Consider the following 25,188-nt stretch of genomic DNA (forward strand, 5'->3'; position numbering starts at 1 on the left):
TCGGGATCGTCAGGTCCCGACGCCGATTTCCGCCAGGCGAGTGAGGCATGCCTCCTCGACCTGGTCGAGTTCGGCGAGCGTCTCTTCGATGTCCTTGCGCTTCTGGCGCAATTCGTCCCGCTTCTGATCCACGTGCTTCATCAGCATCTTGAGCTGGCCAAGCTCGCCGGGCGGCTCCTTGTAGACCTGGATGATCTCGCGGATTTCGGCGATGGTGAAACCGATGCGGCGGCCTCGAAGGATTTCAAGAATCAGCCGGCGGTCGGCAGCCCGAAACAGACGCGTACGCCCCCGGCGCTCCGGGTGAATCAGGCCTTCGTCTTCGTAAAAACGCAAGGTCCGGGTCGAAACGCCGAATTCTCGTGTCAGCTCAGTGATGGTATAGTATTTTTGCACGCCAGCTTCCTCTACGACAGGAAGGCTAATTGACTTTTACGTATAAGTCAATTTTTCAGCGCCTCCCGCCGAGGATCATGGCGACCTAGCTGATGGCGAACCACCACGTCGCAAGGCCGAGAAACGAGAAGAAGCCGGTAATGTCGGTGACCGTCGTGACGAAGACGGCGGAGGCAACGGCGGGGTCCGCGCCGATCCGGTCCAGCAGCAGCGGGATCATGATGCCGGCCAAGGCGGCTGCCATCATGTTGATCAGCATGGCGGTTGCGATGATGCCGCCGATATTCGGATCCTGGAACCACAGCCCGGCCGCAAGACCGATCAGTACGCCGAAGATCGCGCCGTTCAACAGTCCGACGCCCGCTTCGCGGCGGACGACGCGCCAGGCATTGTGAATGTCGAGATTGCGGGTCGCAAGCGCCCGCACCGTCACCGTCATCGTCTGGGAGCCGGCATTGCCCCCCATGCCGGCGACGATCGGCATCAGGACGGCCAGCGCCACGATCTGCTCGATGGTCGCCTCGAAGAGCGAGATGACGGACGCTGCCAAGAGCGCGGTTACAAGATTGACCAGCAGCCACGGCACACGCGAGCGGGACGTCTCGATCGCCGAGTCCGACAGCTCTTCGTCGCCCACGCCGCCGAGGCGCATGATGTCTTCCTCGGCTTCTTCCTGGATCACGTCGACGACGTCATCGATAGTCAGCACCCCGACCAGACGGCCGTTGTCGTCCACCACGGCCGCAGACAGAAGGTCATACTGTTCGAAAAGCTGGGCTGCCTCTTCCTGGTCCATGTCGGCGGGGATCGGATAATTCGTTTCCCGCATCACCGCCTCGATCTTCACCTGGCGCTTGGTGCGCAGGATGCGGTCGAGATCCACGACCCCCATCAGCTTGAAGGTCGGATCGATGACGAAGATCTGGGTAAAACTGTCCGGCAGATCGTCATCCTCGCGCATGTAGTCGATCGTCTGCCCGACCGTCCAGAACGGCGGCACGGCGACGAACTCCGTCTGCATACGACGGCCGGCGGAGCTTTCCGGGTAATCGAGCGCGCGGCGCAGACGGACCCGCTCGGTGAACGGCAGCTGCGCCAGGATTTCTTCCCGGTCCTCCTTGTCGAGGTCTTCGAGAATGTAGACCGCGTCGTCCGAATCAAGCTCGCCCAGCGCAGCGGCGATCTGGGCGTTCGGCATCTGCTCGACGATTTCGAGACGGATCGCTTCGTCCACCTCGGTGAGCGCGGTCAGGTCGAAATCATTGCCAAGCAGTTTGACGAGCGCCAGACGCAAGTCCGGCTGCATCGATTCGAGCAGGTCGCCGAGTTCCGATTCGTGCAGGCTTGCGACTTCCTGGCGGAGGAACAGGAGGTCGCGATCGGCGATCGCCGCCCCCACCAGCGCCAGGAAGTCGGCTCGGACGGAACCGTCCTCGCCGTATATGTCATCGTGCACGTCTTCGTGATGCGAGGGGCGAACGCGGTCTTCGTCGATATTCGTCATGTCGCCGCTCCTCGAACTGTCTGCCGCCCCTCATTCCGCGCCTGCAGGATGACGGGCAAAAACCGATTGTCAACAATTGGATAGACGGAATGCTGCAAGACACCTGCACGCCCGCCGAAACCCTGCTAAAACAAGTTGAAGCGCCGGTCTAGCCATACTGATGAGACAGGCACCCTTCCCGTCGAACCCTTGCGAGTGCCCGTGCCCGTCCGTCCGATCCTGCGCTATCCAGATCCCCGCCTCTCTTTGTCCTGCCAGCCGGTCACGGCGTTCGATACCACATTGCAGACCCTGTGCGATGATCTTCTTCAGACAATGCGGGCGGCCCCCGGGGTCGGGATCACCGCGGCGCATGTGGGCGAACTTCTGCGGGTTTCGGTGATCCAGCTGGAGCCCGATGCGCCGCTCCTCATCCACATCAATCCGCAGATCATCTCGGCATCTGCCGAACAGCAGCGCTTTACCGAGGGAAGCGTCTCGATGCCCGGCTTCACCGAGGAGGTGGAGCGGCCGGCCCGCATCCGCTTCGGTTTCCAGGACGTGAGCGGTGCGGCGCATGAGGCAGAGGCGGACGGATTCCTCGCCACCTGTATCCAGCACGAGATCGACCAGCTGGACGGGATCTTCTGGCTGAAGCGTCTGTCACGGCTGAAACGCGACCGGCTGATCAAGAAATGGGAGAAGCAGACACGTTAACGAGAGGCGCGAACTTCTGGCCCTTTGGCGCGTTATCCCGCCGATCACAGTCAGGAGACCGTTATGGCCACGAAGAAGCCCGCCAACCAGATTTCCCGCGAAGAAGATTACCGCGACTACGACACGCGCAACATCGATGATGGCTGGCCGTATGCGGATCAGGCAGGCGCCGGTGCCGGCGCCGTCGATAACGCCGCCTATGGCGATCCGAGCGCCAATTTCGACCGCGAACGCAACAAAGGCTACAGCGTCGACAGCGCCGATGCGGACGGTCTTGAAGAGCCTGTCTCCGACCGGCGCACCCCGGCGACAAAGGGCCTTGAGGAGACCGACGACCTGGAAGAACGGGTCAGCAATGCGATCGACGAACTCGACCTGGTGCCGATGGAAACCATCGACATCCGGGCGGACGGCACGACGGTGACGATCGAAGGCGAAGTGGACGATCAGCAGACCGCGCGAAAAATCGTCGCTACGGTCAAGCGGGTGCCGGGTGTCGGTCGTGTCCAGAACGAGCTGACGCTGCTTGGCATCGACAGCCTCATTCCCGACGAGGACTGAGGTTTAGAGCTTTTCCGCCACAAGTTCGACGGACGGCAGGTAGGTCAGGGTGTTGCTGACGGTGCACAGCTCCTTGGCCAGCCGAACGATATCCTGCCGTTCATCCTCATTGTAATCGCCGCCGATGCGGATGATGCAGGTCATTTTTTCGACCCGTGACGGGCCGTCATGGGCTTTTTCGCCCGTGACGTGCGCCGAGACGCCTTCGAAACGCTCCATCAATTGCAGCCGCGACACCGCACCCTTGACGCTGAGCACAAGGCAGGCGGCAAGCGACGAATAGAGGAGATCGAGCGGGTTGAAGCCGGGATCGGACACCGATGTCACCACGTCCAGCGTTCCGCCCGTTTCCGTTCTGAGGCTCCCCTGTCCGCGCGCGGCCATGGTTGCGGTGGCGCCGGTGGTGCGCGTTTTCATCTTGATCTCGACCATGGGCAACTCCTTGGGATCATCGTCCTGATGACAGGATCTGACCTGTTATGACTGGATTTAAGAGCAGTTTCCTTAAAGAAATAGCCGCCGCATTCGGAAAATGCCGCGCATCGTCCCAATCCGACGCTGACCGGAGCCGATCGGGACCGCCGAGGCTCAGCCATGCCGGTCTAACGACCTGCGCCACCACCTCACAAAGGCGACGGCCCGCGCCCACATGCTTGGCTTGTCCATATCCTGGAACACGGTTGCTCTTCGGCTCGTCCCAATGCGCATGCTCCAGATGATGCGGAGATCCGGCATGCCTTGTCGTCTTATCCCCTGAGGCAAATTGGCGCTTGACGGTCGCCCGCTCCTGTATCTATTTTAAACTTAAAATAATAATTCGGAACAGTCTTCGGCAGATCCAGGGAAGGACGCACGACATGCGCATCGTCTGCATTGGAGGAGGCCCCGCCGGTCTCTATTTCGCGCTTCTCATGAAGAAGCTCCATCCGGAGCATCACATCCGCGTCGTCGAACGCAACCGCCCCTATGACACCTTCGGCTGGGGCGTCGTGTTTTCCGATGCAACCATGGTCTCCATGCAGGCCTGGGATGCCGAGAGTGCCGCGGAAATCCAGCAGGCCTTCAATCACTGGGACGATATCGAGGTGCTGTTCAAGGGCACGCGCCAGCGCACCAGCGGCCATGGTTTTGTCGGCATCGGCCGCAAGAAGCTGCTCAATATCCTCCAGCGCCGGTGCGAGGCGCTGGGCGTCGAACTGGTGTTCGAGACGGAAGCAGAAGGCGACCAGGACTTTCCCGATGCCGATCTCATCATCGCCTCCGATGGCGTGAACTCGAGGATTCGCCAGAAATACGCCGATGTGTTCGACCCGGACATGGTGGTGCGCCCGAACCGCTACATCTGGCTCGGCACCAACAAGCTCTATGACGCCTTCACCTTCGACTTCCGCAAGACGGAGCACGGCTGGTTCCAGGCGCACATCTACAAGTTCGACGAGAACACCTCGACCTTCATCGTCGAGACGACGGAAGAAGCCTACCAGGCGCACAAGCTCGGCGAACTCGACCAGCAGGCTTCCATCGACTTCTGCCAGGACCTGTTCTCAGAGGTGCTGGAAGGTGCGCCTCTGATGACCAATGCGCGGCATCTGCGCGGCTCGTCCTGGCTGAACTTCCAGCGGCTGATCTGCGGAAAGTGGAGCCATTTCAACGGCAACAGCCATGTGGTTCTGATGGGCGATGCGGCCCACACCGCGCATTTCGCCATCGGCTCCGGCACCAAGCTCGCGATCGATGATGCAATCGAGCTTGCCAACCAGTTCAACAAGGCCGGCCACGGCAAGCAGGCGATCGGCGAGGTTCTCGCGACCTACGAGGAGATTCGCCGGGTCGATGTTGCCCGCATCCAGAATGCCGCCCGCAATGCTATGGAATGGTTCGAGGTGGTCGGCACGCGCTATGCCGACACGCTGCCGCCCGAACAGTTCATGTATTCGATGCTGACCCGCTCGCAGCGCATCAGCCACGAAAATCTCCGCCTACGCGACAAGACCTGGCTGGAAGGTTTCGAGGCCTGGTTCGCCACCCAGGCCGGCGCCGCCACCGGACGCAGCGGCAAGGTGCCGCCGCCCATGTTCACGCCGTTTACCGCCCGCAGTGTGACCCTGGCGAACCGCATCGTCGTCTCGCCGATGGCGATGTACTCTGCCACCGACGGGAAGCTCGATGATTTCCATCTCGTGCATCTCGGATCGCGCGCGATGGGCGGCGCCGGGCTCGTCTTCGCCGAAATGACCTGCGTGTCGCCGGATGCGCGCATCACCCCCGGCTGCCTCGGTCTGTGGGACGACAGCCAGATCGCCGGCTGGAAGCGCTTTGTCGATTTCGTCCATGCCAACAGCGCCGCCAAGGTCGGCATCCAGCTGGGTCACGCGGGCCGCAAGGGCTCGACGAAACTCGCCTGGAACGGCATCGACCAGCCGCTGGAAGACGGTGCCTGGCCGCTGATCTCCGCCTCCGCCCTGCCCTATCTCCAGCACAGCCCGGTGCCAAAGGCGATGGACCGCGCCGACATGGACCGCGTGAAGGCGGATTTCGAGGCGGCGACCCGGCGCGCGATCGAGACCGGCGCAGACTGGCTGGAATTCCACGCCGCGCACGGTTACCTGCTATCGTCGTTCCTCTCACCGCTCACCAACCGGCGCGAGGACGACTATGGCGGTAGCCACGAGAACCGCGCGCGGTATCCGCTGGAAGTCTTCCAGGCCGTGCGGGCCATCTGGCCGAAGGACAAGCCGATTTCGGTGCGTCTCTCCTGCCACGACTGGTTCGACGGTGGCAATACGCCGGACGATGCGGCGATCTTTGCAAAGATGTTCAAGGAGGCAGGCGCCGACCTGATCGACTGCTCGTCGGGCCAGGTGTGGAAGGAAGAAATGCCGGTCTATGGCCGTCTGTTCCAGACGCCCTTCTCCGACAAGATCCGCAACGAAGTGGGTATCCCGACGATTGCCGTCGGGGCGATCTCGGAGGCCGACCACGCCAACTCGATCATTGCGGCGGGCCGTGCCGATCTTTGCGCCGTTGCCCGCCCGCATCTTGCCGATCCCGCCTGGACGCTGCACGAGGCGGCGAAGATCGGGCTTACCGACATCGCCTGGCCAAAACAGTATTATTCCGGCAAGAGCCAGTACGAGACCAACCTTGCCCGCGCCCAGCAGCCGGTGAAGTGAGGACCAACCCATGACGGCAGGCGGCAAGCTTGAGGGACGGCATGCGCTGGTGACAGGCGCCGGCAGCGGCATCGGGGCGGCGATCGTGCGCGCGCTTGCCGCTGAGGGTGCGAGGATCACGCTTGCCGGACGCCGCCGCGCGCCGCTTGAGGCCGTCGCTGCGGCGCTTGATCCTGGCGTGCAGGTTCACCTCATTGACGGTTTCGATGTCACGCAGCCTGAGGCCATCCGGCGTGGGCTGGATCTGGCGCACACGGCGTTCGGACCCGTGAGCATCCTGATCAACAATGCCGGCGAGGCACCAAGCGCATCCTTCGAGAAAACCACCTCCGAGATGTGGTCGCAGGTGATGGACGTCGACCTCAACGGCGTGTTCAACGTGACGCAGGCAGTTCTGCCTGATCTCAAGGCGCATGGCGACGGCGCGCGTATCGTCAACATCGCCTCGACAGCGGGGCTGGTCGGCTATGCCTATGTCTCCGCCTATTGTGCCGCCAAGCACGGCGTGATCGGCCTCACACGCGCGCTCGCTCTGGAACTCGCCCGCAAGGGCATCACGGTCAACGCCGTGTGTCCGGGCTTTACCGACACGCCCATCATTACCCGCTCGATCGAAGCGATCGTTGCCAAGACAGGCCGTAGCCCCGAACAGGCGATGGCCGAGTTCACCAAGTCCAATCCGCAGGGGCGGCTTGTCAGGCCGGAAGAGGTCGCCGACGCGGTCCTCTGGCTCGTTTCTCCCCATGCGTCGTCGATCACCGGACAGGCAATTGCCGTTGCCGGTGGAGAAATCATGGCGGGATGACCCCGTCATGAGCGAAGGGAACCAGAGCTGGGACACGACAATGGAACTGGAAAAGGGCATCACCGCCAACGGCAGCGGATATCAAGGCACTCGTTGGAACATCCTTGGGCAGGTCTACTTTCCGAAAGCGACCTGCGAGGCGACATTCGCCTTCGAGACCAATAGCGAACCGGGCCAGTTCGTGCCGGTCCACATCCATCCGACCCAGGACGAATTCATCCTGGTGCAGGAAGGCGAACTCGACCTGAAGCTCGACGGGCAATGGACCAAGGCACGGGCTGGAGATCTGGTGCGCATGCCGCGCGGTATCCCGCACGGCTACTTCAACAAGTCGGACAAGCCCTGCCGTGCGCTCTTCTGGGTGTCGCCCGCCGGCAAGCTGGAAGATCTGTTCATCCAGCTGCATGAAATGACCGACGTCGAGGAAATCGTCAAAGTCTCCGCCGCCCACGACGTGGACTTCCTGCCGCCTTCGGCCAACGACTGACGGAAAAACACGGCCAGCCGTCCTTCAGGGGCGGCTGCAGCCTGCTTGGAGGAGGACACCGATATGGACAACGCAACGACGGGCATGACGCGGCCTTTTCGCGACTATCAGGCGAAACATTTCCTCTGGGAGGTGAGCGAGGATGGCCGCGTCGCGACGATCCGGCTCAACCGTCCGGAGCGCAAGAACCCGTTGACCTTCGAAAGCTACGCGGAACTGCGCGATCTCTTCCGCGATCTCGCCTATGCGTCCGATGTCCGGGCCGTGGTGCTGACCGGTGCCGGCGGCAATTTTTCCTCGGGCGGCGACGTGTTCGAGATCATCGAGCCGCTGACGAAGATGGCGATGCCCGACCTTCTCGCCTTCACGCGCATGACCGGCGATCTGGTGAAGGCCATGCGCAAATGCCCGCAGCCGATCATCGCCGCCATTGACGGTATCTGCGCCGGCGCCGGTGCGATCCTCGCCATGGCGTCCGACCTTCGGCTGGCGACGCCGGAGGCAAAGACCGCCTTTCTCTTTACCCGCGTCGGCCTGGCCGGCGCCGACATGGGCGCCTGCGGAATTCTTCCCCGGATCATCGGCCAAGGTCGCGCCGCGGAACTTCTCTTCACCGGCCGCGCGATGAGTGCCGCAGAAGGTCACGCCTGGGGCTTCTTCAACGCCCTGCACGACGGGACTTCGCTGGAGGCGGAGGCGCTGAAGCTGGCGCAATCGCTCGCCGAAGGTCCCTGGTTCGCCCATACGATGACCAAGACCATGCTGAACCAGGAATGGGCGATGGGCATCGAGGAACTGATCGAATCGGAAGCCCAGGCCCAGGCGATCTGCATGGCGACGAAGGATTTCCGCCGCGCCTTCGAAGCCTTTGCAGAGAAGCGCAAGCCGGCCTTCGAGGGGAACTGACCATGGCTGGCATCACCGCTCTTGCGGGCCCTGCCCGCGACCATCTGGACTGGCCGTTTTTCGAGGTGAAGCACCGGGCCCTCGCCGAACAACTCGATCGTTTTGCCGCCACCGGTGCGCTCGCCGGCGTTGATCATGACGACACCGATCAGGCCTGCCGGTCGCTGGTCAAGGCGCTCGGCAGCGCCGGCCTGCTGGATGCCGCGACCGGCCGCGGCGGTCTGGAACCGATCGACAGCCGTGCCGTGTGCCTCACTCGCGAGACGCTTGCCTGGCACGACGGTCTGGCCGATTTCGCCTTCGCCATGCAGGGGCTCGGCACGGGGGCGATCGGTCTTGTGGGGTCGCAGGCGCTCAAGGCATCGATCCTGCCGAAAGTGCAGGCGGGGGACTGGATCTCCGCCTTTGCATTGTCGGAAAAAGAGGCAGGCTCGGACGTGGCGGCGATGCAGTGCGCAGCCCGGCGGGACGGCGACCAGTTCGTGCTCGACGGGGAGAAAACCTGGATCTCGAATGGCGGCATTGCCGATGTCTACACCGTCTTTGCCCGCACCGGCGAAGCGCCGGGCACGCGCGGCATTTCGGCTTTCGTCGTGTTTGCCAACGATCCGGGCTTTTCCATTGCCGAGCGCATCGACGTCATCGCCCCGCATCCGCTCGCGACCATCCGTTTCGACAACTGCCGCATTCCGGCGGATCGTCTGCTCGGCCAGCCGGGCGAAGGGTTCAAGATCGCCATGCGTACGCTTGATATCTTTCGAGCCTCCGTGGCGGCGGCCTCGCTTGGCTTTGCGCGCCGGGCGCTCGATGAGGCGCTGGCGCATGCGAAGGCGCGACCGATGCTGGGCGGAAAGCTTGCTGACCTGCAACTGACACAAGCAGCCCTCGGCGACATGGCGGCCGAGATCGATGCCCCCGCCCTCCTGACCTACCGGGCGGCCTGGCGCCGCGACGTGCAGGGGCTGCCGACGACCAAGGAAGCGGCCATGGCCAAGATGGTCGCCACGGAAAACGCCCAGAAGGTGATCGACCGGGCGGTGCAGATGTTCGGCGGCCGCGGCGTCAAGCGCGGCGAGATCGTCGAGAGCCTCTACCGGGAAATCCGGGCCCTGCGCATCTACGAAGGTGCCACCGAGGTGCAGAAGCTCATCATTGCCCGCGAACTGATGAAACAGACCTGAAGACACAAGAACCGACGCGAAACGGGAGATAAAAAGAGATGCACACCATCCTGCAGCCAGACGGCTGGGCCAAACCGATCGGTTATGCCAACGGCATCGCAGCCACCGGCCGGCAGATCTATGTCGGCGGCCAGATCGGCTGGAACGGGCAATGCCAGTTCGAAACCGACGACCTTGTCGCGCAGGTGCGCCAGACGCTGCAGAATATTGTCGATGTCCTGGCGGAGGCCGGGGCCCGGCCCGAACACATCACCACCATGACCTGGTATTTCGTTGATAAGGCCGAGTATCTCGCCAATCTCAAGGGGATCGGCGCCGCCTACCGCGAGGTGATCGGCCGGCATTACCCGGCGATGGCCGCCGTCCAGGTCGTCGCGCTCATGGAAGACCGGGCGAAGATCGAAATCCAGGCCATCGCCGTCATCCCCGAATGAAGGAGCCCGCCATGACGAGACTCTCGTTTTCCGACACGGTCAAGGGTGAGGAGCGGGACGGCATCCTCGTCGTGACGATTGACAATCCGCCGGTCAACGCCACCTCGGCCAGCGTGCGGGCGGGACTGATGGCGGCGCTGGCGCACAGCAGCGACCGACCACATCTCGCGGGCCTCGTGCTCACCAGCACCGGCACCACCTTCATCGGCGGCGCGGATATCCGCGAATTCGGCCTGCCGCCGGTCGAACCTATCCTCCCCGTCGTCGTCGAGGCGATTGAGGCGCATGACAAGCCGGTCGTTGCGGCGCTTGGCGGCGCGGCGCTTGGCGGCGGCCTGGAGGTGGCGCTTGCCTGCCATGCGCGTCTCGCTCTGCCCTCCGCCGTCGTTGCCCTGCCGGAAGTCAAGCTCGGCCTCGTGCCGGGAGCCGGCGGAACCCAGCGCCTGCCGCGCCTGATCGGGGCAGTTGAGGCGATGGAGATGATTGCGTCCGGCCGGATGGTGAAGGCCGGAGAAGCCAAATATTGCGGTGTCATCGATGAGATCGTTGATGAAGATCTTCTCGGACAGGCGGTGGCGCTTGCGCGCACATTGGCGGGCCAGGACCTGCGGCGCACCGGAGACCTCGCGCCCCCGGCGCTGAACACATCCGCCTTTGATGAAGCCGCAGCCAAGATCCTCGCCAAGGCGCGCGGCCAGAAAGCCCCGGCGGAAGCCGTGCGGCTCGTCCGTCTCGCCTGTGAGATACCCTTCCCGGACGGACTTGCGGCGGAGCGTCAGGCCTTCCTGTCGCTTCGGGATGGGCCGGAAAGCAAGGCGCTCAGGCGTGTGTTTTTCGCCGAACGCGAGGCCGGCAAGATGGCCGCGCTGGCGGGAATTGCGCCGCGCCCGATCGAGACCATCGGTATTGCAGGGCTGGGCCTGATGGGCAGCGGCATTGCGGTGGCAGCCCTTGGTGCGGGCCTCACCGTCATCGGCCTCGACCAGACACCGGAGGCGGCCGCCAAGGGCCGCGAGCGGATTGTCGGAGTGATCGAAAAATCCGTCGCCAGCGGCCGGTTGTCGCGCGCTGCGGCGGATGCGCAGGTGTCGCGCCTGTCGGTCACGGCAACGGATGCGGATCTCGCACCTGCAGATCTCGTCATCGAGGCGGTGTTTGATGATCTTGCGGTGAAGATCGACCTCTTCCGCCGCCTGGACGCGGTGCTGCGGCCGGAAGCGATCCTGGCGACGAATACGAGCTATCTCGACCCGGACGCGATCGCCGCGGCAACCGCGATCCCCGAACGCGTGCTCGGCCTGCACTTCTTTTCGCCGGCCCACATCATGCGCCTCCTGGAAGTGGTGCGCTGCGCCAGGACGGCGCCGGACGTGCTGGCAACGGGCCTTGCCCTTGCCAAGCGGCTCAAAAAACTGGCGGTCGTCACCGGCGTCACCGAAGGTTTTATCGGCAACCGGATCTTTTCCGCCTATCGGCGCGAGGCAGAGTTCCTGATCGAAGACGGCGCCCTGCCCCACGAGATCGACGCCGCTCTGGAAACGTTCGGTTTCCCGATGGGTCTGTTTGCCGTCTATGACATGGCGGGACTGGAAATTGCCTGGGCACGGCGCAAGCGCCAGGCAGCAATGCGCGACCCTGCCGAACGCTATGTGCCGATCGCCGATCGTCTGTGCGAGATGGGCCGCTTCGGTCAGAAGGCCGGCCGCGGCTGGTACGCCTATCCGGACGGCACGCGCCAGATTGACCCGCAGGTGACGGCGCTCATCGAAGCCGGCCGTGCGGAAAAGGGCATCACGCCGCAAAGCTTTTCTTCCGGCGAGATCTTGCAGCGGCTGCTCTCTGCCATGGCGGCAGAAGGACGCGCGCTGCTCGCCGAAGGCATAGCCGCACGCGCAAGCGACATCGACCTCGTGATGATCAACGGCTACGGTTTCCCGGCGCACAAGGGCGGACCGATGTTCTGGAGCGCGGGGGCCTGAAGGCCTCCGCCCTGACCGCCACAGATTGTGAGAAACTGGCTGCCGGTGAGCGCCATGCCGTGCCCACGCATCGTGGGGTTCGCGTTCTCAACCCATTGCCAGGCAACAAAAAACCCGGCTTTCGCCGGGTTCTTTTGGTGCGGTCGAGAAGACTCGAACTTCCACGGGTTGCCCCACAGCGACCTCAACGCTGCGCGTCTACCAATTCCGCCACGACCGCATCGTGGTAGGCCTTCTTGCGTCGGCGAGGGAGCATCTAGCAAAGCGATTTGCCCGGCGCAAGTGCGCCGTGACAGTTTTTTGAAAGATAAAATTCCGCGGTGAATTCCTATATAGAGAAAGCCCGGATTTGCAGGTATTGCGCCTGTGGATATCGCATTCAAAAAAGTTCGACCAAGAGAAGACGCCATGCTGACCCGCACCGATCTCGACCACACCATGTTCGCACGCGAGGATTCTCCCCCGGTGCGCTGGCGGATTTCCGATTCCCTGGTGCCCTATGAGGAGGCACTCGCGGTCATGGATGCGGAAGTGGCGGCAATCGCGGAGGGCCGCGCCGACGAACTTGTCTGGCTGCTGGAACACCCTCCCCTCTATACCGCCGGCACCAGCGCCGATTCGGCGGATCTGATCCAGCCGGACCGTTTTCCGGTCTTCTCCACCGGCCGCGGCGGCGAATACACCTATCACGGCCCCGGCCAGCGGGTGGCCTATGTGATGCTCGACCTCAAGCGCCGGCGCCAGGATGTGCGCGCCTATGTGGCGGCGCTGGAAGAGGTGATCATCCGCTGTCTTGGCTCGATGAATGTGCGCGGCGAGCGGCGCGAGGACCGCGTCGGCGTCTGGGTCCGCCGGCCGGAAAAGCCGGTGCTGCCGAACGGAACGGTGGCCGAGGACAAGATCGCGGCGCTCGGCATTCGGCTCCGCCGCTGGGTGAGCTTTCACGGCCTGTCGCTGAACGTCGATCCCGACCTGTCGCATTTCTCCGGCATCGTGCCCTGCGGCATTTCTGCCTACGGCGTGACGAGTCTGGAGGATCTCGGCATGCTCGTGATGATGCAGGACGTCGACATGCGCCTGCGCGAGGCCTTCGAGGAGGTGTTCGGGCCAACGGTTCTGGAACGGCGCTGACGGCATCGACAGCGTACTGATCGACCGGCCCTCCTTGTCAGGCCGGCGCCGCCTGTGGTTCAAGGGATGACCACAGGAACGTGATTCATGCCTTCGCCCCCGCCTGCCCCCGAATCCTCCGTCAAAGGCATGGCGCTGATGGCGTTCTGCATGATCGTGCTGCCGATGATGGACGCGATCGCCAAATACATGGCGACCTTCGAGACCATGTCGCCGGGTCAGGTCACCTTCTACCGGTTCTTCGTGCAGCTCGTCGTGCTTTCGCCGCTGTTCTTCTGGACGGTTGGCGGGTTTGGTCAGGTGAAGCGGCCCTGGATGAACATGCTGCGCGGTGCCCTGCATGCCGGCGCCAGCCTGATGTTCTTCACCGCCGTCAAATACATGCCGCTCGCAGATGTCTTTGCCATCTATTTCGTCGAGCCCTTCATGCTGACGATCCTGTCCGCCCTCTTCCTCGGCGAAAAGGTCGGCTGGCGGCGCTGGCTTGCCATTCTGGTCGGCTTTGGCGGAGCGATGATCGTCATCCAGCCGAGTTTCGAGATTTTCGGCTGGACCTCGCTTTTGCCGGTCGCCTGCGCCGCGCTCTTCACGCTCTATCTGTTTCTCAACAGGGCACTGGGAGACGCGGATTCGCCGCTGACGATGCAGATGATGTCGGGTGTCGGCGGAACCGCGTTGATGGGCATCGTGCTTCTGATCGGCAACGGCATGGCGGTCGCCGATTTCGACATGTCGCTGCCTGCCTCCGGTCTCGGCATCGCGCTTCTTCTCATCCTGGGTTCGCTGTCGGGCTATGTGCACCTGCTCGTCGTGCGTGCCTTCCGCATGGCCTCCGTCTCGCTGCTCGCGCCATTCCAGTATTTCGAGATCATTTCGGCAACCGTGCTCGGCTATCTGCTGTTTTCCGACTTCCCGACACCCTCCAAGTGGCTGGGCATCGGGATCATCGTTGCCTCCGGCCTGTTCATCATCTGGCGGGAGCAAAAGCGCAATAGGCTGCAGGAAACGGTCGCCTGAGGGGCCCGATGCCCGGTGCAGGCCGAACGGCTCATTTCGCCTTTGTCACTTGAGACAGGCGGCTCCCCATGCCACAACCATGCTCGGAATCAGACGTATCAGGGAGATGACATATGGACGTTCGCGCCGCTGTCGCCGTTCAGGCTGGCAAACCGCTGGAAGTGATGACCGTGCAGCTGGAAGGTCCGCGGGCCGGCGAAGTGCTGATCGAGGTGAAGGCCACCGGCATCTGCCACACGGATGACTTCACGCTGTCCGGCGCCGATCCGGAAGGCCTTTTCCCAGCGATCCTCGGCCACGAGGGCGCGGGCATCGTCGTTGATGTCGGTCCGGGCGTCACCTCGGTCAAGAAGGGCGACCATGTCATTCCGCTCTACACGCCGGAATGCCGCGAATGCCCGTCCTGTCTGTCGCGCAAGACCAATCTGTGCACCGCCATCCGCTCCACCCAGGGCCAGGGCCTGATGCCGGACGGCACCAGCCGCTTTTCGATCGGCAAGGACAAGATCCATCACTACATGGGCTGCTCGACCTTCGCGAACTACACGGTATTGCCGGAGATCGCGGTGGCCAAGGTCAATCCGGACGCCCCCTTCGACAAGATCTGCTACATCGGCTGCGGTGTCACGACCGGCATCGGCGCCGTCATCAATACCGCCAAGGTGGAGATGGGCTCGACCGCCATCGTCTTCGGTCTCGGCGGCATCGGCCTCAACGTTATCCAGGGCCTCAGGCTTGCCGGCGCCGACATGATCATCGGTGTCGATCTCAACAACGACAAGAAGGAATGGGGCGAGCGCTTCGGCATGACGCATTTCGTCAACCCGAAGGAGGTCGGCGACGACATCGTGCCCTATCTCGTCAACATGACGAAGCGTGGCGCCGACCAGATCGGTGGTGCCGACTACACGTTCGACTGCACGGGCAACACCAAGGTGATGCGCCAGGCGCTGGAAGCCTCGCACCGCGGCTGGGGCAAGTCGGTCGTCATCGGTGTTGCCGGTGCCGGCCAGGAAATCTCCACGCGTCCGTTCCAGCTCGTCACCGGGCGCAGCTGGATGGGCACGGCGTTTGGCGGCGCACGTGGCCGCACCGATGTGCCGAAGATCGTTGATTGGTATATGGAAGGCAAGATCGAGATCGATCCGATGATCACCCACACGATGCCGCTCGAAGACATCAACAAGGGCTTCGAGCTGATGCACGGGGGAGAAAGCATCCGCTCGGTTGTGATCTACTGACGGGCGTCGTATTGCCTTCTGTCAAGACGGGCAGCGGACACAGGCTGCCCCTATCTTCACGCCCGGTCTGAGGGCGTGACTGAGGAGCAGGCATGTCGGAACGGGTATTATCGGGATTGGTGAAGGCAGATGGCCAGGTCGCGCGCGGCCATGGTTTCCATGTGTCGCGCAAGTCCGCAGGCCAGTACCTGATCGTCTTCCAGCCGCCGCTTGTGACCGTGATGCGCGGCGATGTTCAGCTGATGGGCGACAAGGGCGGCACCTCCTCCGGTGCCACCTTGCGCTCCTTCGACGGACTGCATGCCATGGTGGAGGTGCGCGCCGCCGATGGTTCGGCCATCGATGCGGACTTCTCCTTCGTCTTTTCCGGTCTTGGCCATCCCGCCACGGCCGGTGTCACGGGCCTGCCGACCGATCCGTCCGGCGTGCTGCCTGACCCTGCGATCGGCAGTCCGGCCCAGCCGATCCTCAATTTTCGTCAGCCGGAACGCGCGTCGCCCCCGGGCTTTGGCGAGGCGGCTGGCCAGCCGTCTGTCGATCCGGTGATTGCGGCCCAGCAGGAGCAGATCCAACGGCTGCAAACGATGATGCAGCAGGTGCTGCAGCCCTTGCAGGCGGAAAACAAGATGCTGCGTTCGCGCCTCGACCTGTTGAAGCGGGCGCAGGGAGAGGCGCCACCGCCGGCGAGCGACCTTTTGCCCGTGACCTACGGCTTGCCGGCGGCGATGGCACTGGCGAAACTCCTGTCCGCCTATGAGTTCGATACGGTTCTGGATTTCGGGCCGGGCACCGAGGAGCGCAGCCTTGCCCTGTTCCGGGTGGGGCGGATGGTGACGACACTTGTGGCACCCGACAGGGAGATCGAACGGCTGCCGGAGGAGATCACGGTGCGCCGCGGCGAACTGCTCGACACGATCCTGCCAACGACCTTCGACTGCATCATCGCGGCCCACATGCTGCATCGCCAGCGCGATCCACAACGGTTTCTGAGACGGCTGCACGACCTGCTTCCCGAATATGCCATCCTGGTGCTGACCGTGCCGGCCCTGCGGTATCCGATGCTGCATGGAGAATTGTCGATCTGGAGCCCGGGGCTGGTGCTCTATCACCTGATTCTCGCCGGTTTCAACTGCTCCAGCGTCAAGGTGCTGACGCAGGGAGAGGAGATTTCCGTCATCATCGAGAAGGATTCGATCGCCCCCTGGGAGGAGGGAAAGCCGCTGCCGCCGCTCGCCAGCCTGCGCCGTTATCTTCCCGCCCGTGTCGATTTCGTGCTGGAGCCGGCCTGCTTCAACGGCGATATCCCGAACCTCGACTGGTGACATGATGATCTACGTGGATGCCGATGCCTGCCCCGTGAAGCCCGAGATCCTCAAGGTCGCGGAACGCCATCATATCGAGGTGACGTTCGTCGCCAATTCCGGTTTGCGTCCTTCCCGCGATCCGATGGTGAAGAACATCATCGTCTCCGGTGCCTTCGATGCCGCCGACGACTGGATCGCGGAGCGCGCAAAGGCCGGCGATATCGTCGTGACCGCCGACGTGCCGCTTGCCTCGCGGTGCGTGGCCGCCGGTGCGCAGGTGACGGGTCCGACAGGCCGTGTCTTCGACGAAACCAATATCGGCATGGCAAGCGCGATGCGCGATCTCGGCGCGCATTTGCGCGAGACCGGCGAAAGCAAGGGTTACAACGCCGCCTTTTCGCCGCGCGACCGCTCCAGCTTCCTCTCGACGCTCGACCGTCTCTGCCGCCGCGCCAAGGCGATCGAAGCAGAGACGCACGATAGCCCATGAGCGATACTGAAAAACCGGGCGCACCGGAGATGCGCAACAGCTGGCGCCATCGCCGCCACAGCGCCTTTTATGCCGCGAGTGTTGCAGGCGGCGCTACCCTGCCCGTGCTCCTCGTGTTCACCCCGCGGCTTGCGGTGGAAATCGCAGCGATCGTCTTTTTCCTGGTCTATCTGGCGATGATTGCGCGGCGCGTGCCGCATCTCACGGTCAACCGGCTGAAGACCAGTCGCGAGCGCGACGATGCGCCCGCCTATACCATTTTGATCGTCACACTGCTGGCGGTGATCGCAGCCATCGGTGCGCTCTTCAACGCGCTGAACCGGGCGCATGATCCAAGCCTCTTCGAGGTCTCGCTGGCCTTCCTCTCCGTCATCGGCGGCTGGCTGACGATCCACACCATGTTTGCCATGCACTACGCCCATCATTACTGGCGGCGTGTGCCGGATGCCGACGGGGCGCTGCGTCTGCAGGGCGGGCTCGTCTTCCCCGAGACGGCGGAACCGACCGGCACCGATTTCCTCTATTTCTCCTTCATCATCGGCATGACGGCCCAGACCTCGGACGTCACCATCACCACCACGGCGCTGCGGCGCATCAACCTGCTGCACAGCCTTCTGTCCTTCTTCTTCAACACCGTGCTCGTTGCCGCCGCCGTCAATGCGGTCGTTTCGCTGGCCGGCTGATCCATTTCAAAGGAGACACTCATCATGAAAATCCTCTCCCAGAACACCGCCTTCGGCGGCATGCAGGGCGTCTTCCAGCACGAATCTACGGCGTGCAACTGCGACATGACCTTCGCCGTCTTCGTGCCGCCGCAGGCGATCCACGAAAAACGACCGGTGCTCTGGTATCTCTCCGGCCTCACCTGCACCCATGCCAATGTGATGGAAAAGGGCGAATACCGGCGCCTGGCTGCCGAACTCGGCCTCATCATCGTCTGCCCGGATGTGAGCCCGCGCGGCGACGATGTGGCGGACGAAAAGACCAACTGGCAAATGGGCAAGGGCGCCGGCTTCTATCTCGATGCCACCGAGGCTCCCTGGGCCGAACACTACCAGATGTACACCTATGTGACCGAGGAACTGCCGGCGCTGATCGGCGAGCAGTTTCGTGCCGACATGGACCGGCAGGGCATCTTCGGCCATTCCATGGGCGGCCACGGCGCAATGACGATCGCCCTCAAAAACCCGGAGCGTTTCCGCAGCTGCTCGGCCTTTGCCCCCATCGTGGAGCCCTCGACCGCGGACTGGTCGGCGCCGGCATTCGAGAAATATCTGGGCGCGGATCAGGCCGCCTGGCGTGCCTATGACGCCTGTGCGCTCGTCAAGGACGGCGCCCGTTTCCCGGAATTCCTCATCGACCAGGGAACGGCGGACGGCTTTCTGGAAAGCGGCCTGCGTCCCTGGCTGTTCGAGGAGGCGATCAAGGAGACCGACATCGAGCTCACGCTGCGCATGCAGGATCGCTACGACCACTCCTATTACTTCATCTCCACCTTCATGGACGATCACCTGCGCTGGCATGCCGAACGGCTTTCGTAAGCCAAAGGCCACGCAGACACCTTGAATCGACCGCGCAAAGCCCCAGATAGGCCTTGCGCGGACGACCGCTGCGGCCAGCCGAACTGGCGACATCTTTCCGGGTGGGGACGACCTCGCTCTCCTGACACGGAGCGGACCATGCCCTGGTTCTATCTCATCATTGCCGGTCTTCTGGAAACCGGCTGGGCGATCGGCCTGAAATACACGGAAGGCTTTTCCCGCCTTCTTCCTTCTGTCCTGACAATCGGCTGCATGATGATCAGTATCGGCCTGCTTGGCCTTGCCATCCGCGACCTGCCGGTGGGCACGGCCTATGCCATCTGGACGGGGATCGGCACGACGGGGGCCGTCATTTTCGGTATGATCCTGTTCGGGGATCCGGCCACACTGCCCCGGCTATTCTGCATCGCACTCATTCTCGCCGGCATCATCGGACTGAAACTGGCCAGTTGACCGACACGAAAACGCCTCCGCGGCGACGGCAGCGGAGGCGTTCCTCAAGTCACGCGGTCGATCAGGCCTTGCGTTTATCCACAGCCCAGGCACCGGGGCCGGAGAAGACGATGAATAGGAAGATGAAGCAGTAGAGCACGGCCGCATCACCACCGTTCAGCGACGGATAAAAGCTCTTCGGGAAGTGGAACATGAAATAGGCGACCGCCATCTGGCCGGACAGCAGGAAGGCGACCGGACGCGTGAAGAGACCAATCGCCACCAGTGCCCCGCCGATAAGCTCGATCAGGGCGCCGACGAGGAACAGGGTCGGGATCGGGTCCGGCAGACCCGGCTGCGGCCCGGGGAAGGCGAACAGCTTCATGGTGCCATGCGCGAGAAACAGGAGTGCCGCGATGATGCGAAGCGCGGCCAGCGCCTGCGGCTGAAATGCATTAAGACGTTCGGAAATCGACATAAACCCTCTCGGTTCAGATAGTGAACGGCGAAAGCGTTATCGCTGCAGTGCAGCAAAGAACAATCAACTGCACTCCCGCCGCATCACGTTTCCTTGAAAAGAGCGGGCCAATTGCCGCAGCTTTGGCGCCTCACCTCTCATCGGGCAGGCGATGTTCAAGTCTCAGGCCCTCCGCCGTCCGGTTCTTGAAGCCTCGCCAATAGCTGTGCTCCGGCTTGACCGTGCCGTCCTTGTCGATGGCATAGACGCCACTGGCCGCGTCTTCCACCAGATCGAGATACCGGGTCTTGCCCGTATCGCCCTTCAGCTTCAGATCAAACCAGGCGGTGGCGAAATGCTGGGTGATATTGTTCATCCGAACGGTATCCCACACCGGATCGGCATAGTGCTCGAAGGGGGCAAAGCCAAGGTCCTGGTTGAAGGCCCAGGACTCGACGGGCGCGGGCATCGGCGCTGCGGCATTGTGCTTGGCGTTCTCGAAGGTCAGGAGATAGCGCTCGATGGGTTTGGCACCCTCGAACAGCGGTCGGATCCCCTTTCCGTAATCGGAGACGTCGTCTGCACTGCCTGCCATGAAGAAGACCGGAACCTTCAGCTCACGAAGGCCAGCATCGTCCCACATGCCGCGCTGCATTCCCCAGGGGGCAATCGCGATGACGGCCTTCAGCCGCGGATCGAACAGATCGGCATGCGGCTTGGTGCCGGCCTGATGCTGCGCAAGAAGACCGTTCGGTGCGCTCCATTCGGCCTTCGTGGCGGCCTCGGTGACGCCGGCGCCGGCGCTGATCATCGCGCCATAGCCGCCCATGGAATAACCGATCAACCCGGCCTGATCGGTATTCACCAGACCGGACAGGAAGCCGTCTTGGGCATCCGACAGCCGCGCCATCTCGGACAGGACGAACTGCTGGTCGATCGGGCGGTTGACGAGTGTGCTGCCGAAGGCGGCGCGGTCATTATAGGTGCTGTCGGTATGGTCGATCGAGGCGACGATATAGCCCTTGCTCGCCAGGTTTTCCGCAAGCGGGGTCAGAAGATAGCGGTTCCCCGGATAACCGTGCGACACGATGATCAGCGGATAACGCTCACCGGATGCCCCCTTTGCCGGTTCGGCATCGCGCACGGCCCGACCGGCAATCGAAACCTCCGTCTTACCGTCGCGCAGGAAGACACGGTACGTGCCGCCCGGCTGTTCCACCTTGGCCGGATACCAGACCTCCACGGTCAGTGGCCGGTCGTAGCGGGGAACATCGCTCCCGGCCGGCGCATTCAGAACATCCGCCTGATCGGCATGGCTCATCTTTATCGTGCGCACGCCGATGCCGAACGGCCCATAGGCTGCGAGTTCCGGCGCATCGGGACGGATGCGATCGACACGGTTTTCTTCGGCAGGCGCCGAGGTGGGGAAAAGCAGGGTCATGGCAAGCAGAAGGGCAGCGGGTTTCATGGCAAATGTCTCCTCTCCGGGGCGCCGAAGAAGATAGATCAGTGAGGCGTTTCGCACAGGGGCCTCAGGAGTGCGCGGCAAGGATCAGGGAAAGAGCGCGGTCGCGAGTGTTGAAGGACCGGTCTTCTGCAGCCGGAATTCGAGCGCGATCCGCTCGGCAATCCGGTCAGCCAGCCGCGCATCGGCATGGGCGGAATCGAGTGCGAAGGTGGAAACGGTGAAACTGCCGACGGCGATCTTCTCGCCATTGCCCACCGCGGTTGCCTCGATCATCACCTTGGCGCGGAAGCGCGCGCCGACGACCAGCGGCAGATATCCCGCCTCGCTGATGCGCACCGTGAGGATCGTCCGCGGCAGCGCCTTCTGGCGGATCGTCGAGCGGATGGCCGTATCGACCAGACGGTCGGTGCGGGCGATGAGACCGGGAGAGACATCGCTGCGCGCCGTCACGAATGCACCGCGCACGTCGTAGAGCAGTGGTTCCGACGGCTGATCCGCCGCGGTCATGCGGAAGCTGCTGAGCAGCAGCCAGCTCATGAAAACGACGGCAACGCGAACGGACAGCGAGGACATGGATCACCGGAACACTTTTTCCGATGATCTGAAAACAGGGTTAGAAACTGGTTAAGCAACCGGGCGCAGAGCAGAAAAAACGGCAACCGCTGCCTGCAATTCGATCAGCCGCTTCTGACGGCGGGCTTCGGCCTCAAGATCGGTGCCCCAGTGTTCGATGGTCCAGTCTTCATCGAGATGCGCCAGGCTCCAGGCCTCGTCGGCCTCAAGGAAACCATCCGCATAGGCGATCGTCAGAAGCGCAGAACCGGTGAGCGTGGTGATCGTGTGCAGAGCCGCCAGTTCCAGCGGCGTGTCATAGCGGCGAAGGGCGCGCCCCAGCGCCTCGATCGCCTCCGTCGGCTGATCCTGCGGCATGATGCCTTCGACCAGGATGAAACGGGCGCCGTGCGTGCTTGCCGCCCAGTCGAGAACCGGATCCCACCGCTCCGCCTGGCGCTTCACGAGTTCTGCGGGGGAATCGGCGCGGTAACACACCATGTCGCTGCCGGAGAATTTCACGATATCCTCGAAGACGGCGGCCTGGTCGTCGGCGACGCCGTCGATCGCGGTATTGACGAGGCGCGTCACCGGCATGGTCGAGGGATCGATCACCTCGGCCTGCGCCTGCCACTCGCCGCAGATGATCTCAGCGAGCATCTTCGTCGGCACCACCAGCGCCCGCTTGGCCGGCGTCTTGACCGGACGCCCGTCGAGATGGATCCCATGCCCCTCGTCCGAGGCGGCAATGCTCGCCTGCTCATAAAAGCGCTTGGGCAGCGGCTTCTTCATCTGGATTTGCGCCCGGCGCGTCGGATCGGGATGGCTCAGCCCTTCGGGCGGATCGAAAAGTTCTCGCATGATGGTACGTGATCCTCAGAGGATATGGTTCAACAGCGCACGGGGATGATCGACGATCACGTCGGCACCGGCATCGCGCAGTTGCGCAACGGATGCATATCCCCAGGAGACGCCGATCGCGGTGGCTCCGGCGGCCTTCGCCATCTGCATATCGTAAATGGCATCCCCGATGACAAGGGTGTCTGCGGGACGCACGCCCATCTCGTCGCAGCATTCCGTAACCATGGCCGGATGCGGTTTCGACGGGCAGTCATCGGCCGTGCGCCCGACGACGAAGACCTTGCGAAAGTCATGCGTGTCGAGCACCAGATCCAGTCCGCGGCGGGATTTGCCCGTGACGGCACCGAGCAGCAGGTCGTCTCGCGCCCCGAGCGTCTCGATCACGTCGCGGATGCCGTCAAACAGCGGTTCGCGAAAATTCATGTCGGAGCGGACCGTGGCAAACAACGATTTGTAATAGGCCATCATCTGCACCGCCTCGTCATCGACATGCGGTTTTCCCTGCATGCGGGCGATCGCGATATCGAGCGTCAGGCCGATGATCGACTTCGTCTCCTCGACCAGCGGCTCCCGCTTGCCGAACTGCACGAAGGTACGACGCATCGTCTCGTGGATCAGCGCGGCGCTATCGACCAGCGTTCCGTCGCAATCGAACAGGACGAGTTTCATTCGTCATCCCCTTGGCCAAGACTCTGGTCGAAGCCAAGCAGGTTCCAGCTCTGCACCATGTGCGGCGGAAGCGGCGCGGTGACCCTCAAGCGGCCGCCGGACGGGTGCGGAATGTCGATGTGGCGCGCATGCAGATGCAGGCGCTTCTGGATACCGCCCGGGAAATCCCAGTTCGGATCGTCATCGAAATACTTGGGGTCGCCGATGATCGGGTGGCCGAGATGCAGCGCATGGACGCGCAGCTGATGGGTACGCCCCGTATAGGGTTCCATCTCCAGCCAGGCGAGGCTTTGCGCTGCCGTTTCAAGAACGCGGTAATAGGAGACGGCGTGATCCGCGCCTTCCTCACCATGTTTGGCGATCCGCATGCGGTCGCCATCCGGCGTCTGTTCCTTGACGAGCCAGGTGGAAAGCTTGTCTTCGTGCTTGCGCGGCACGCCCTTCACCAGCGACCAGTAGGTCTTCTTGGTGTCGCGCTCGCGGAACGCAGCCGTGAGTTTCTGCGCTGCACCGCGGGTGCGGGCCACCACCAGCACGCCGGAGGTGTCGCGGTCGATCCGGTGAACGAGCCTGGGCTTTTCGCCCTTCGGGCTGATGAAGGCCTCCAGCATCTGGTCGATGTGGCGGGTGACGCCCGAACCGCCCTGCACGGCAAGGCCGGCCGGCTTGTTCAGCACGATCACCTTGTCGTCTTCGTGCAGGATCATGCGCGACAGAAGCTCGAAGTCACCCGAATGCTTCAGGTCCTTGCCCGCGATCGGTCCGGTCTTCTTGGCATCGACATCGAGCGGCGGCACGCGGACGATCTGGCCCGGCTGCACGCGGGCGTCGGACTTTACACGACCGCCATCCACGCGCACCTGGCCGGAGCGCAACAGTTTCTGCAGCGGCCCGAAGCCGAGACCCGGGTAATGCACCTTGAACCAACGGTCGAGGCGCATGCCAGCTTCGTCCGCCTCGACGCGGATATGCTCGATGCCTGCCATGTAATCTCTTTCATGTCTGGAATGGCGCAAAACGCCTTTGCTCCAGCCTTTAGATGATTTCCGGTCCGAAGGGAAAGCAGAAATCCGCGCGCTTTCCTCAGAGGAGCGTACGCCCGACGCTAAGACCGGCAAAGGCCGCGGTGAGCGAGAGGACGACACTTGCAATCACGTAGACGAGTGCCGCCGCCGTGGCGCCCCGCTCAAACAGCACCATCGTATCCAGCGAAAAGGAGGAGAAGGTGGTAAAGCCGCCCAGGAAACCGACGACAATCAACAGCCGCATCTCCATTGAGGCGTTCAGCCGGCGTGCCACGAGTTCGGTGAGAAAGCCGATGGCGAACGAGCCGACAATGTTGACCGTCAGCGTGCCCCAAGGAAAGGCTAGGCCGAGCAGACGGGTCATGAGGATGCCCGTGAGATAGCGGCAGACGGAGCCGAAGGCACCTCCCACGGCGACGATGAGGATATTTACCATCTTTGATTCCAGCCTTTGGAAAACCGATATTCGCTTCAATTCGAACAAGTTGCTTAAGAGGCGGCGAAGGGGCCAGCCCTTACCTTCTAGTCGAAGGAGATGGTGCGTGTCATGACTCAAGTGGTTTCGGTATCGGCCAACGCGGCTGCTTATGCGATGGAGGCGGTGAAACCCGCTCGCCGTCTTTCAACGGCCGATCAGGTCAAGGACGCCCGGATCAACGCCGAACGCAACGAAGTGCACAAGGCTGGCGCCGACAAGGACGACATTGCCGGTCTCATTCCAGCCGTCCCCCTGTCGTTGGACGTGACCAGCAGCCGCCAACGCCCGCCGCAGCACCAGATGAGCCCGCGGCAGGCCGAAGACGCTTACCGCGAGATCTGACGTCAGGCTGCACAAACCCGCCGGCACCGGATAGATCCGCTGCCGGCGAAAAGCGTTG

28 protein-coding genes and 1 tRNA gene are annotated in these 25,188 nt (G+C 63.1%); 18 read left to right on the top strand and 11 right to left on the bottom strand.

Going from position 1 to position 25,188, the window contains the following annotated elements; all coding sequences use genetic code 11:
- Nucleotides 1-9: 9 nt before the first annotated feature.
- Together G6N78_RS14635 and mgtE are read right to left on the bottom strand one after the other, a co-directional pair.
- A complete protein-coding gene (locus G6N78_RS14635; RefSeq protein WP_165219673.1) occupies nt 10-396 on the bottom strand; it encodes a MerR family transcriptional regulator in 387 nt (128 codons plus the stop codon).
- Nucleotides 397-481: 85 nt separating this feature from the next.
- The gene (mgtE, locus tag G6N78_RS14640; RefSeq protein ID WP_165219675.1) at nt 482-1,900 is read right to left on the bottom strand and encodes a magnesium transporter; all 1,419 of its coding nucleotides are present in this window, start codon (nt 1,898-1,900) and stop codon (nt 482-484) included.
- Nucleotides 1,901-2,101: 201 nt separating this feature from the next.
- Here mgtE and G6N78_RS14645 point away from each other — a divergent pair, with 201 nt between their 5' ends.
- Both G6N78_RS14645 and G6N78_RS14650 read left to right on the top strand, forming a co-directional pair.
- Nucleotides 2,102-2,596, top strand: a complete 495-nt coding sequence (locus G6N78_RS14645) for a peptide deformylase (protein WP_165219677.1) — start codon at nt 2,102-2,104, stop codon at nt 2,594-2,596.
- Nucleotides 2,597-2,659: 63 nt separating this feature from the next.
- On the top strand, nt 2,660-3,157 hold the full coding sequence (locus tag G6N78_RS14650; protein WP_165219679.1) for a BON domain-containing protein: 498 nt from the start codon (nt 2,660-2,662) through the stop codon (nt 3,155-3,157).
- A 3-nt stretch (nt 3,158-3,160) separates the two neighbouring features.
- On the opposite strand, the gene G6N78_RS14655 is transcribed toward G6N78_RS14650, so the two are convergent.
- A complete protein-coding gene (locus G6N78_RS14655) occupies nt 3,161-3,589 on the bottom strand; it encodes an OsmC family protein (RefSeq protein WP_165219681.1) in 429 nt (142 codons plus the stop codon).
- Nucleotides 3,590-4,014: 425 nt separating this feature from the next.
- On the opposite strand from G6N78_RS14655, the gene G6N78_RS14660 reads away from it, so the two are divergent.
- From G6N78_RS14660 to G6N78_RS14690, 7 genes are all read left to right on the top strand, one after another.
- Complete coding sequence (locus tag G6N78_RS14660) at nt 4,015-6,330, top strand: bifunctional salicylyl-CoA 5-hydroxylase/oxidoreductase (RefSeq protein WP_165219683.1); 2,316 nt, start codon at nt 4,015-4,017, stop codon at nt 6,328-6,330.
- A gap of 10 nt (nt 6,331-6,340) precedes the next feature.
- Nucleotides 6,341-7,135, top strand: a complete 795-nt coding sequence (locus tag G6N78_RS14665) for an SDR family NAD(P)-dependent oxidoreductase (RefSeq protein WP_165219685.1) — start codon at nt 6,341-6,343, stop codon at nt 7,133-7,135.
- Nucleotides 7,136-7,142: 7 nt separating this feature from the next.
- The gene (locus G6N78_RS14670) at nt 7,143-7,622 is read left to right on the top strand and encodes a cupin domain-containing protein (protein WP_234905810.1); all 480 of its coding nucleotides are present in this window, start codon (nt 7,143-7,145) and stop codon (nt 7,620-7,622) included.
- A gap of 63 nt (nt 7,623-7,685) precedes the next feature.
- Nucleotides 7,686-8,528 (top strand): enoyl-CoA hydratase family protein, encoded by an 843-nt coding sequence (locus G6N78_RS14675; protein ID WP_165219687.1) that lies wholly within the window; start codon nt 7,686-7,688, stop codon nt 8,526-8,528.
- Nucleotides 8,529-8,530: 2 nt separating this feature from the next.
- Nucleotides 8,531-9,709 carry an acyl-CoA dehydrogenase family protein gene (locus tag G6N78_RS14680; RefSeq protein WP_165219689.1) on the top strand — a complete coding sequence of 393 codons (1,179 nt, stop codon included), beginning with the start codon at nt 8,531-8,533 and terminating at the stop codon, nt 9,707-9,709.
- Between the two features lie 38 nt (nt 9,710-9,747).
- Nucleotides 9,748-10,143 carry a RidA family protein gene (locus G6N78_RS14685; protein WP_165219691.1) on the top strand — a complete coding sequence of 132 codons (396 nt, stop codon included), beginning with the start codon at nt 9,748-9,750 and terminating at the stop codon, nt 10,141-10,143.
- Nucleotides 10,144-10,154: 11 nt separating this feature from the next.
- Nucleotides 10,155-12,122 (top strand): 3-hydroxyacyl-CoA dehydrogenase NAD-binding domain-containing protein, encoded by a 1,968-nt coding sequence (locus G6N78_RS14690; RefSeq protein WP_165219693.1) that lies wholly within the window; start codon nt 10,155-10,157, stop codon nt 12,120-12,122.
- 135 nt (nt 12,123-12,257) lie between these two features.
- Here G6N78_RS14690 and G6N78_RS14695 read toward each other — a convergent pair.
- Nucleotides 12,258-12,342: transfer RNA gene (locus G6N78_RS14695), tRNA-Leu, on the bottom strand.
- A 188-nt stretch (nt 12,343-12,530) separates the two neighbouring features.
- Between G6N78_RS14695 and lipB the strand changes: the two genes are divergently transcribed.
- From lipB to sugE, 8 genes are all read left to right on the top strand, one after another.
- Nucleotides 12,531-13,253 carry a lipoyl(octanoyl) transferase LipB gene (lipB, locus tag G6N78_RS14700; RefSeq protein WP_165219695.1) on the top strand — a complete coding sequence of 241 codons (723 nt, stop codon included), beginning with the start codon at nt 12,531-12,533 and terminating at the stop codon, nt 13,251-13,253.
- Nucleotides 13,254-13,340: 87 nt separating this feature from the next.
- Nucleotides 13,341-14,270: a DMT family transporter gene (locus G6N78_RS14705; protein WP_165219697.1), complete on the top strand. Its 930-nt coding sequence runs from the start codon at nt 13,341-13,343 to the stop codon at nt 14,268-14,270.
- A gap of 113 nt (nt 14,271-14,383) precedes the next feature.
- On the top strand, nt 14,384-15,511 hold the full coding sequence (locus tag G6N78_RS14710) for an S-(hydroxymethyl)glutathione dehydrogenase/class III alcohol dehydrogenase (protein WP_165219699.1): 1,128 nt from the start codon (nt 14,384-14,386) through the stop codon (nt 15,509-15,511).
- A gap of 92 nt (nt 15,512-15,603) precedes the next feature.
- Nucleotides 15,604-16,833, top strand: coding sequence for a methyltransferase domain-containing protein (locus G6N78_RS14715; RefSeq protein WP_165219701.1), 1,230 nt, complete (start codon nt 15,604-15,606; stop codon nt 16,831-16,833).
- A gap of 4 nt (nt 16,834-16,837) precedes the next feature.
- Nucleotides 16,838-17,305 (top strand): YaiI/YqxD family protein, encoded by a 468-nt coding sequence (locus G6N78_RS14720; RefSeq protein WP_165221848.1) that lies wholly within the window; start codon nt 16,838-16,840, stop codon nt 17,303-17,305.
- Complete coding sequence (locus G6N78_RS14725) at nt 17,302-17,988, top strand: DUF1345 domain-containing protein (RefSeq protein WP_234905811.1); 687 nt, start codon at nt 17,302-17,304, stop codon at nt 17,986-17,988. Before G6N78_RS14720 ends, G6N78_RS14725 begins: the two co-directional genes overlap by 4 nt.
- 24 nt (nt 17,989-18,012) lie before the next feature.
- Nucleotides 18,013-18,846 (top strand): S-formylglutathione hydrolase, encoded by an 834-nt coding sequence (gene fghA, locus G6N78_RS14730; protein ID WP_165219703.1) that lies wholly within the window; start codon nt 18,013-18,015, stop codon nt 18,844-18,846.
- Nucleotides 18,847-18,984: 138 nt separating this feature from the next.
- Nucleotides 18,985-19,299: a quaternary ammonium compound efflux SMR transporter SugE gene (gene sugE / locus G6N78_RS14735; protein WP_165219705.1), complete on the top strand. Its 315-nt coding sequence runs from the start codon at nt 18,985-18,987 to the stop codon at nt 19,297-19,299.
- 61 nt (nt 19,300-19,360) lie between these two features.
- Here the strand turns inward: sugE and G6N78_RS14740 are convergent, their stop codons facing one another.
- From G6N78_RS14740 to crcB, 7 genes are all read right to left on the bottom strand, one after another.
- The gene (locus G6N78_RS14740) at nt 19,361-19,756 is read right to left on the bottom strand and encodes a DoxX family protein (protein ID WP_165219707.1); all 396 of its coding nucleotides are present in this window, start codon (nt 19,754-19,756) and stop codon (nt 19,361-19,363) included.
- Between the two features lie 130 nt (nt 19,757-19,886).
- A complete protein-coding gene (locus tag G6N78_RS14745) occupies nt 19,887-21,203 on the bottom strand; it encodes an alpha/beta hydrolase family protein (RefSeq protein WP_165219709.1) in 1,317 nt (438 codons plus the stop codon).
- Between the two features lie 84 nt (nt 21,204-21,287).
- Nucleotides 21,288-21,776, bottom strand: coding sequence for a hypothetical protein (locus G6N78_RS14750; protein WP_165219711.1), 489 nt, complete (start codon nt 21,774-21,776; stop codon nt 21,288-21,290).
- A gap of 51 nt (nt 21,777-21,827) precedes the next feature.
- On the bottom strand, nt 21,828-22,616 hold the full coding sequence (locus tag G6N78_RS14755) for an ATP12 family chaperone protein (RefSeq protein WP_165219713.1): 789 nt from the start codon (nt 22,614-22,616) through the stop codon (nt 21,828-21,830).
- 15 nt (nt 22,617-22,631) lie between these two features.
- Entirely contained in the window at nt 22,632-23,285 is a 654-nt protein-coding gene (locus tag G6N78_RS14760; RefSeq protein ID WP_165219715.1) for an HAD-IA family hydrolase, read from the bottom strand.
- On the bottom strand, nt 23,282-24,271 hold the full coding sequence (locus G6N78_RS14765) for an RluA family pseudouridine synthase (protein ID WP_165219717.1): 990 nt from the start codon (nt 24,269-24,271) through the stop codon (nt 23,282-23,284). The genes G6N78_RS14760 and G6N78_RS14765 overlap by 4 nt, the downstream gene beginning before the upstream one ends.
- Nucleotides 24,272-24,368: 97 nt before the next feature.
- Nucleotides 24,369-24,746 (bottom strand): fluoride efflux transporter CrcB, encoded by a 378-nt coding sequence (gene crcB, locus G6N78_RS14770; RefSeq protein ID WP_165219719.1) that lies wholly within the window; start codon nt 24,744-24,746, stop codon nt 24,369-24,371.
- Between the two features lie 111 nt (nt 24,747-24,857).
- Here crcB and G6N78_RS14775 point away from each other — a divergent pair, with 111 nt between their 5' ends.
- Nucleotides 24,858-25,130 (top strand): hypothetical protein, encoded by a 273-nt coding sequence (locus G6N78_RS14775; RefSeq protein WP_165219721.1) that lies wholly within the window; start codon nt 24,858-24,860, stop codon nt 25,128-25,130.
- Nucleotides 25,131-25,188: the final 58 nt, after the last annotated feature.

This window comes from Allorhizobium pseudoryzae, assembly GCF_011046245.1.
GTDB classification, from domain to species: Bacteria; Pseudomonadota; Alphaproteobacteria; order Rhizobiales; family Rhizobiaceae; genus Neorhizobium; species Neorhizobium pseudoryzae.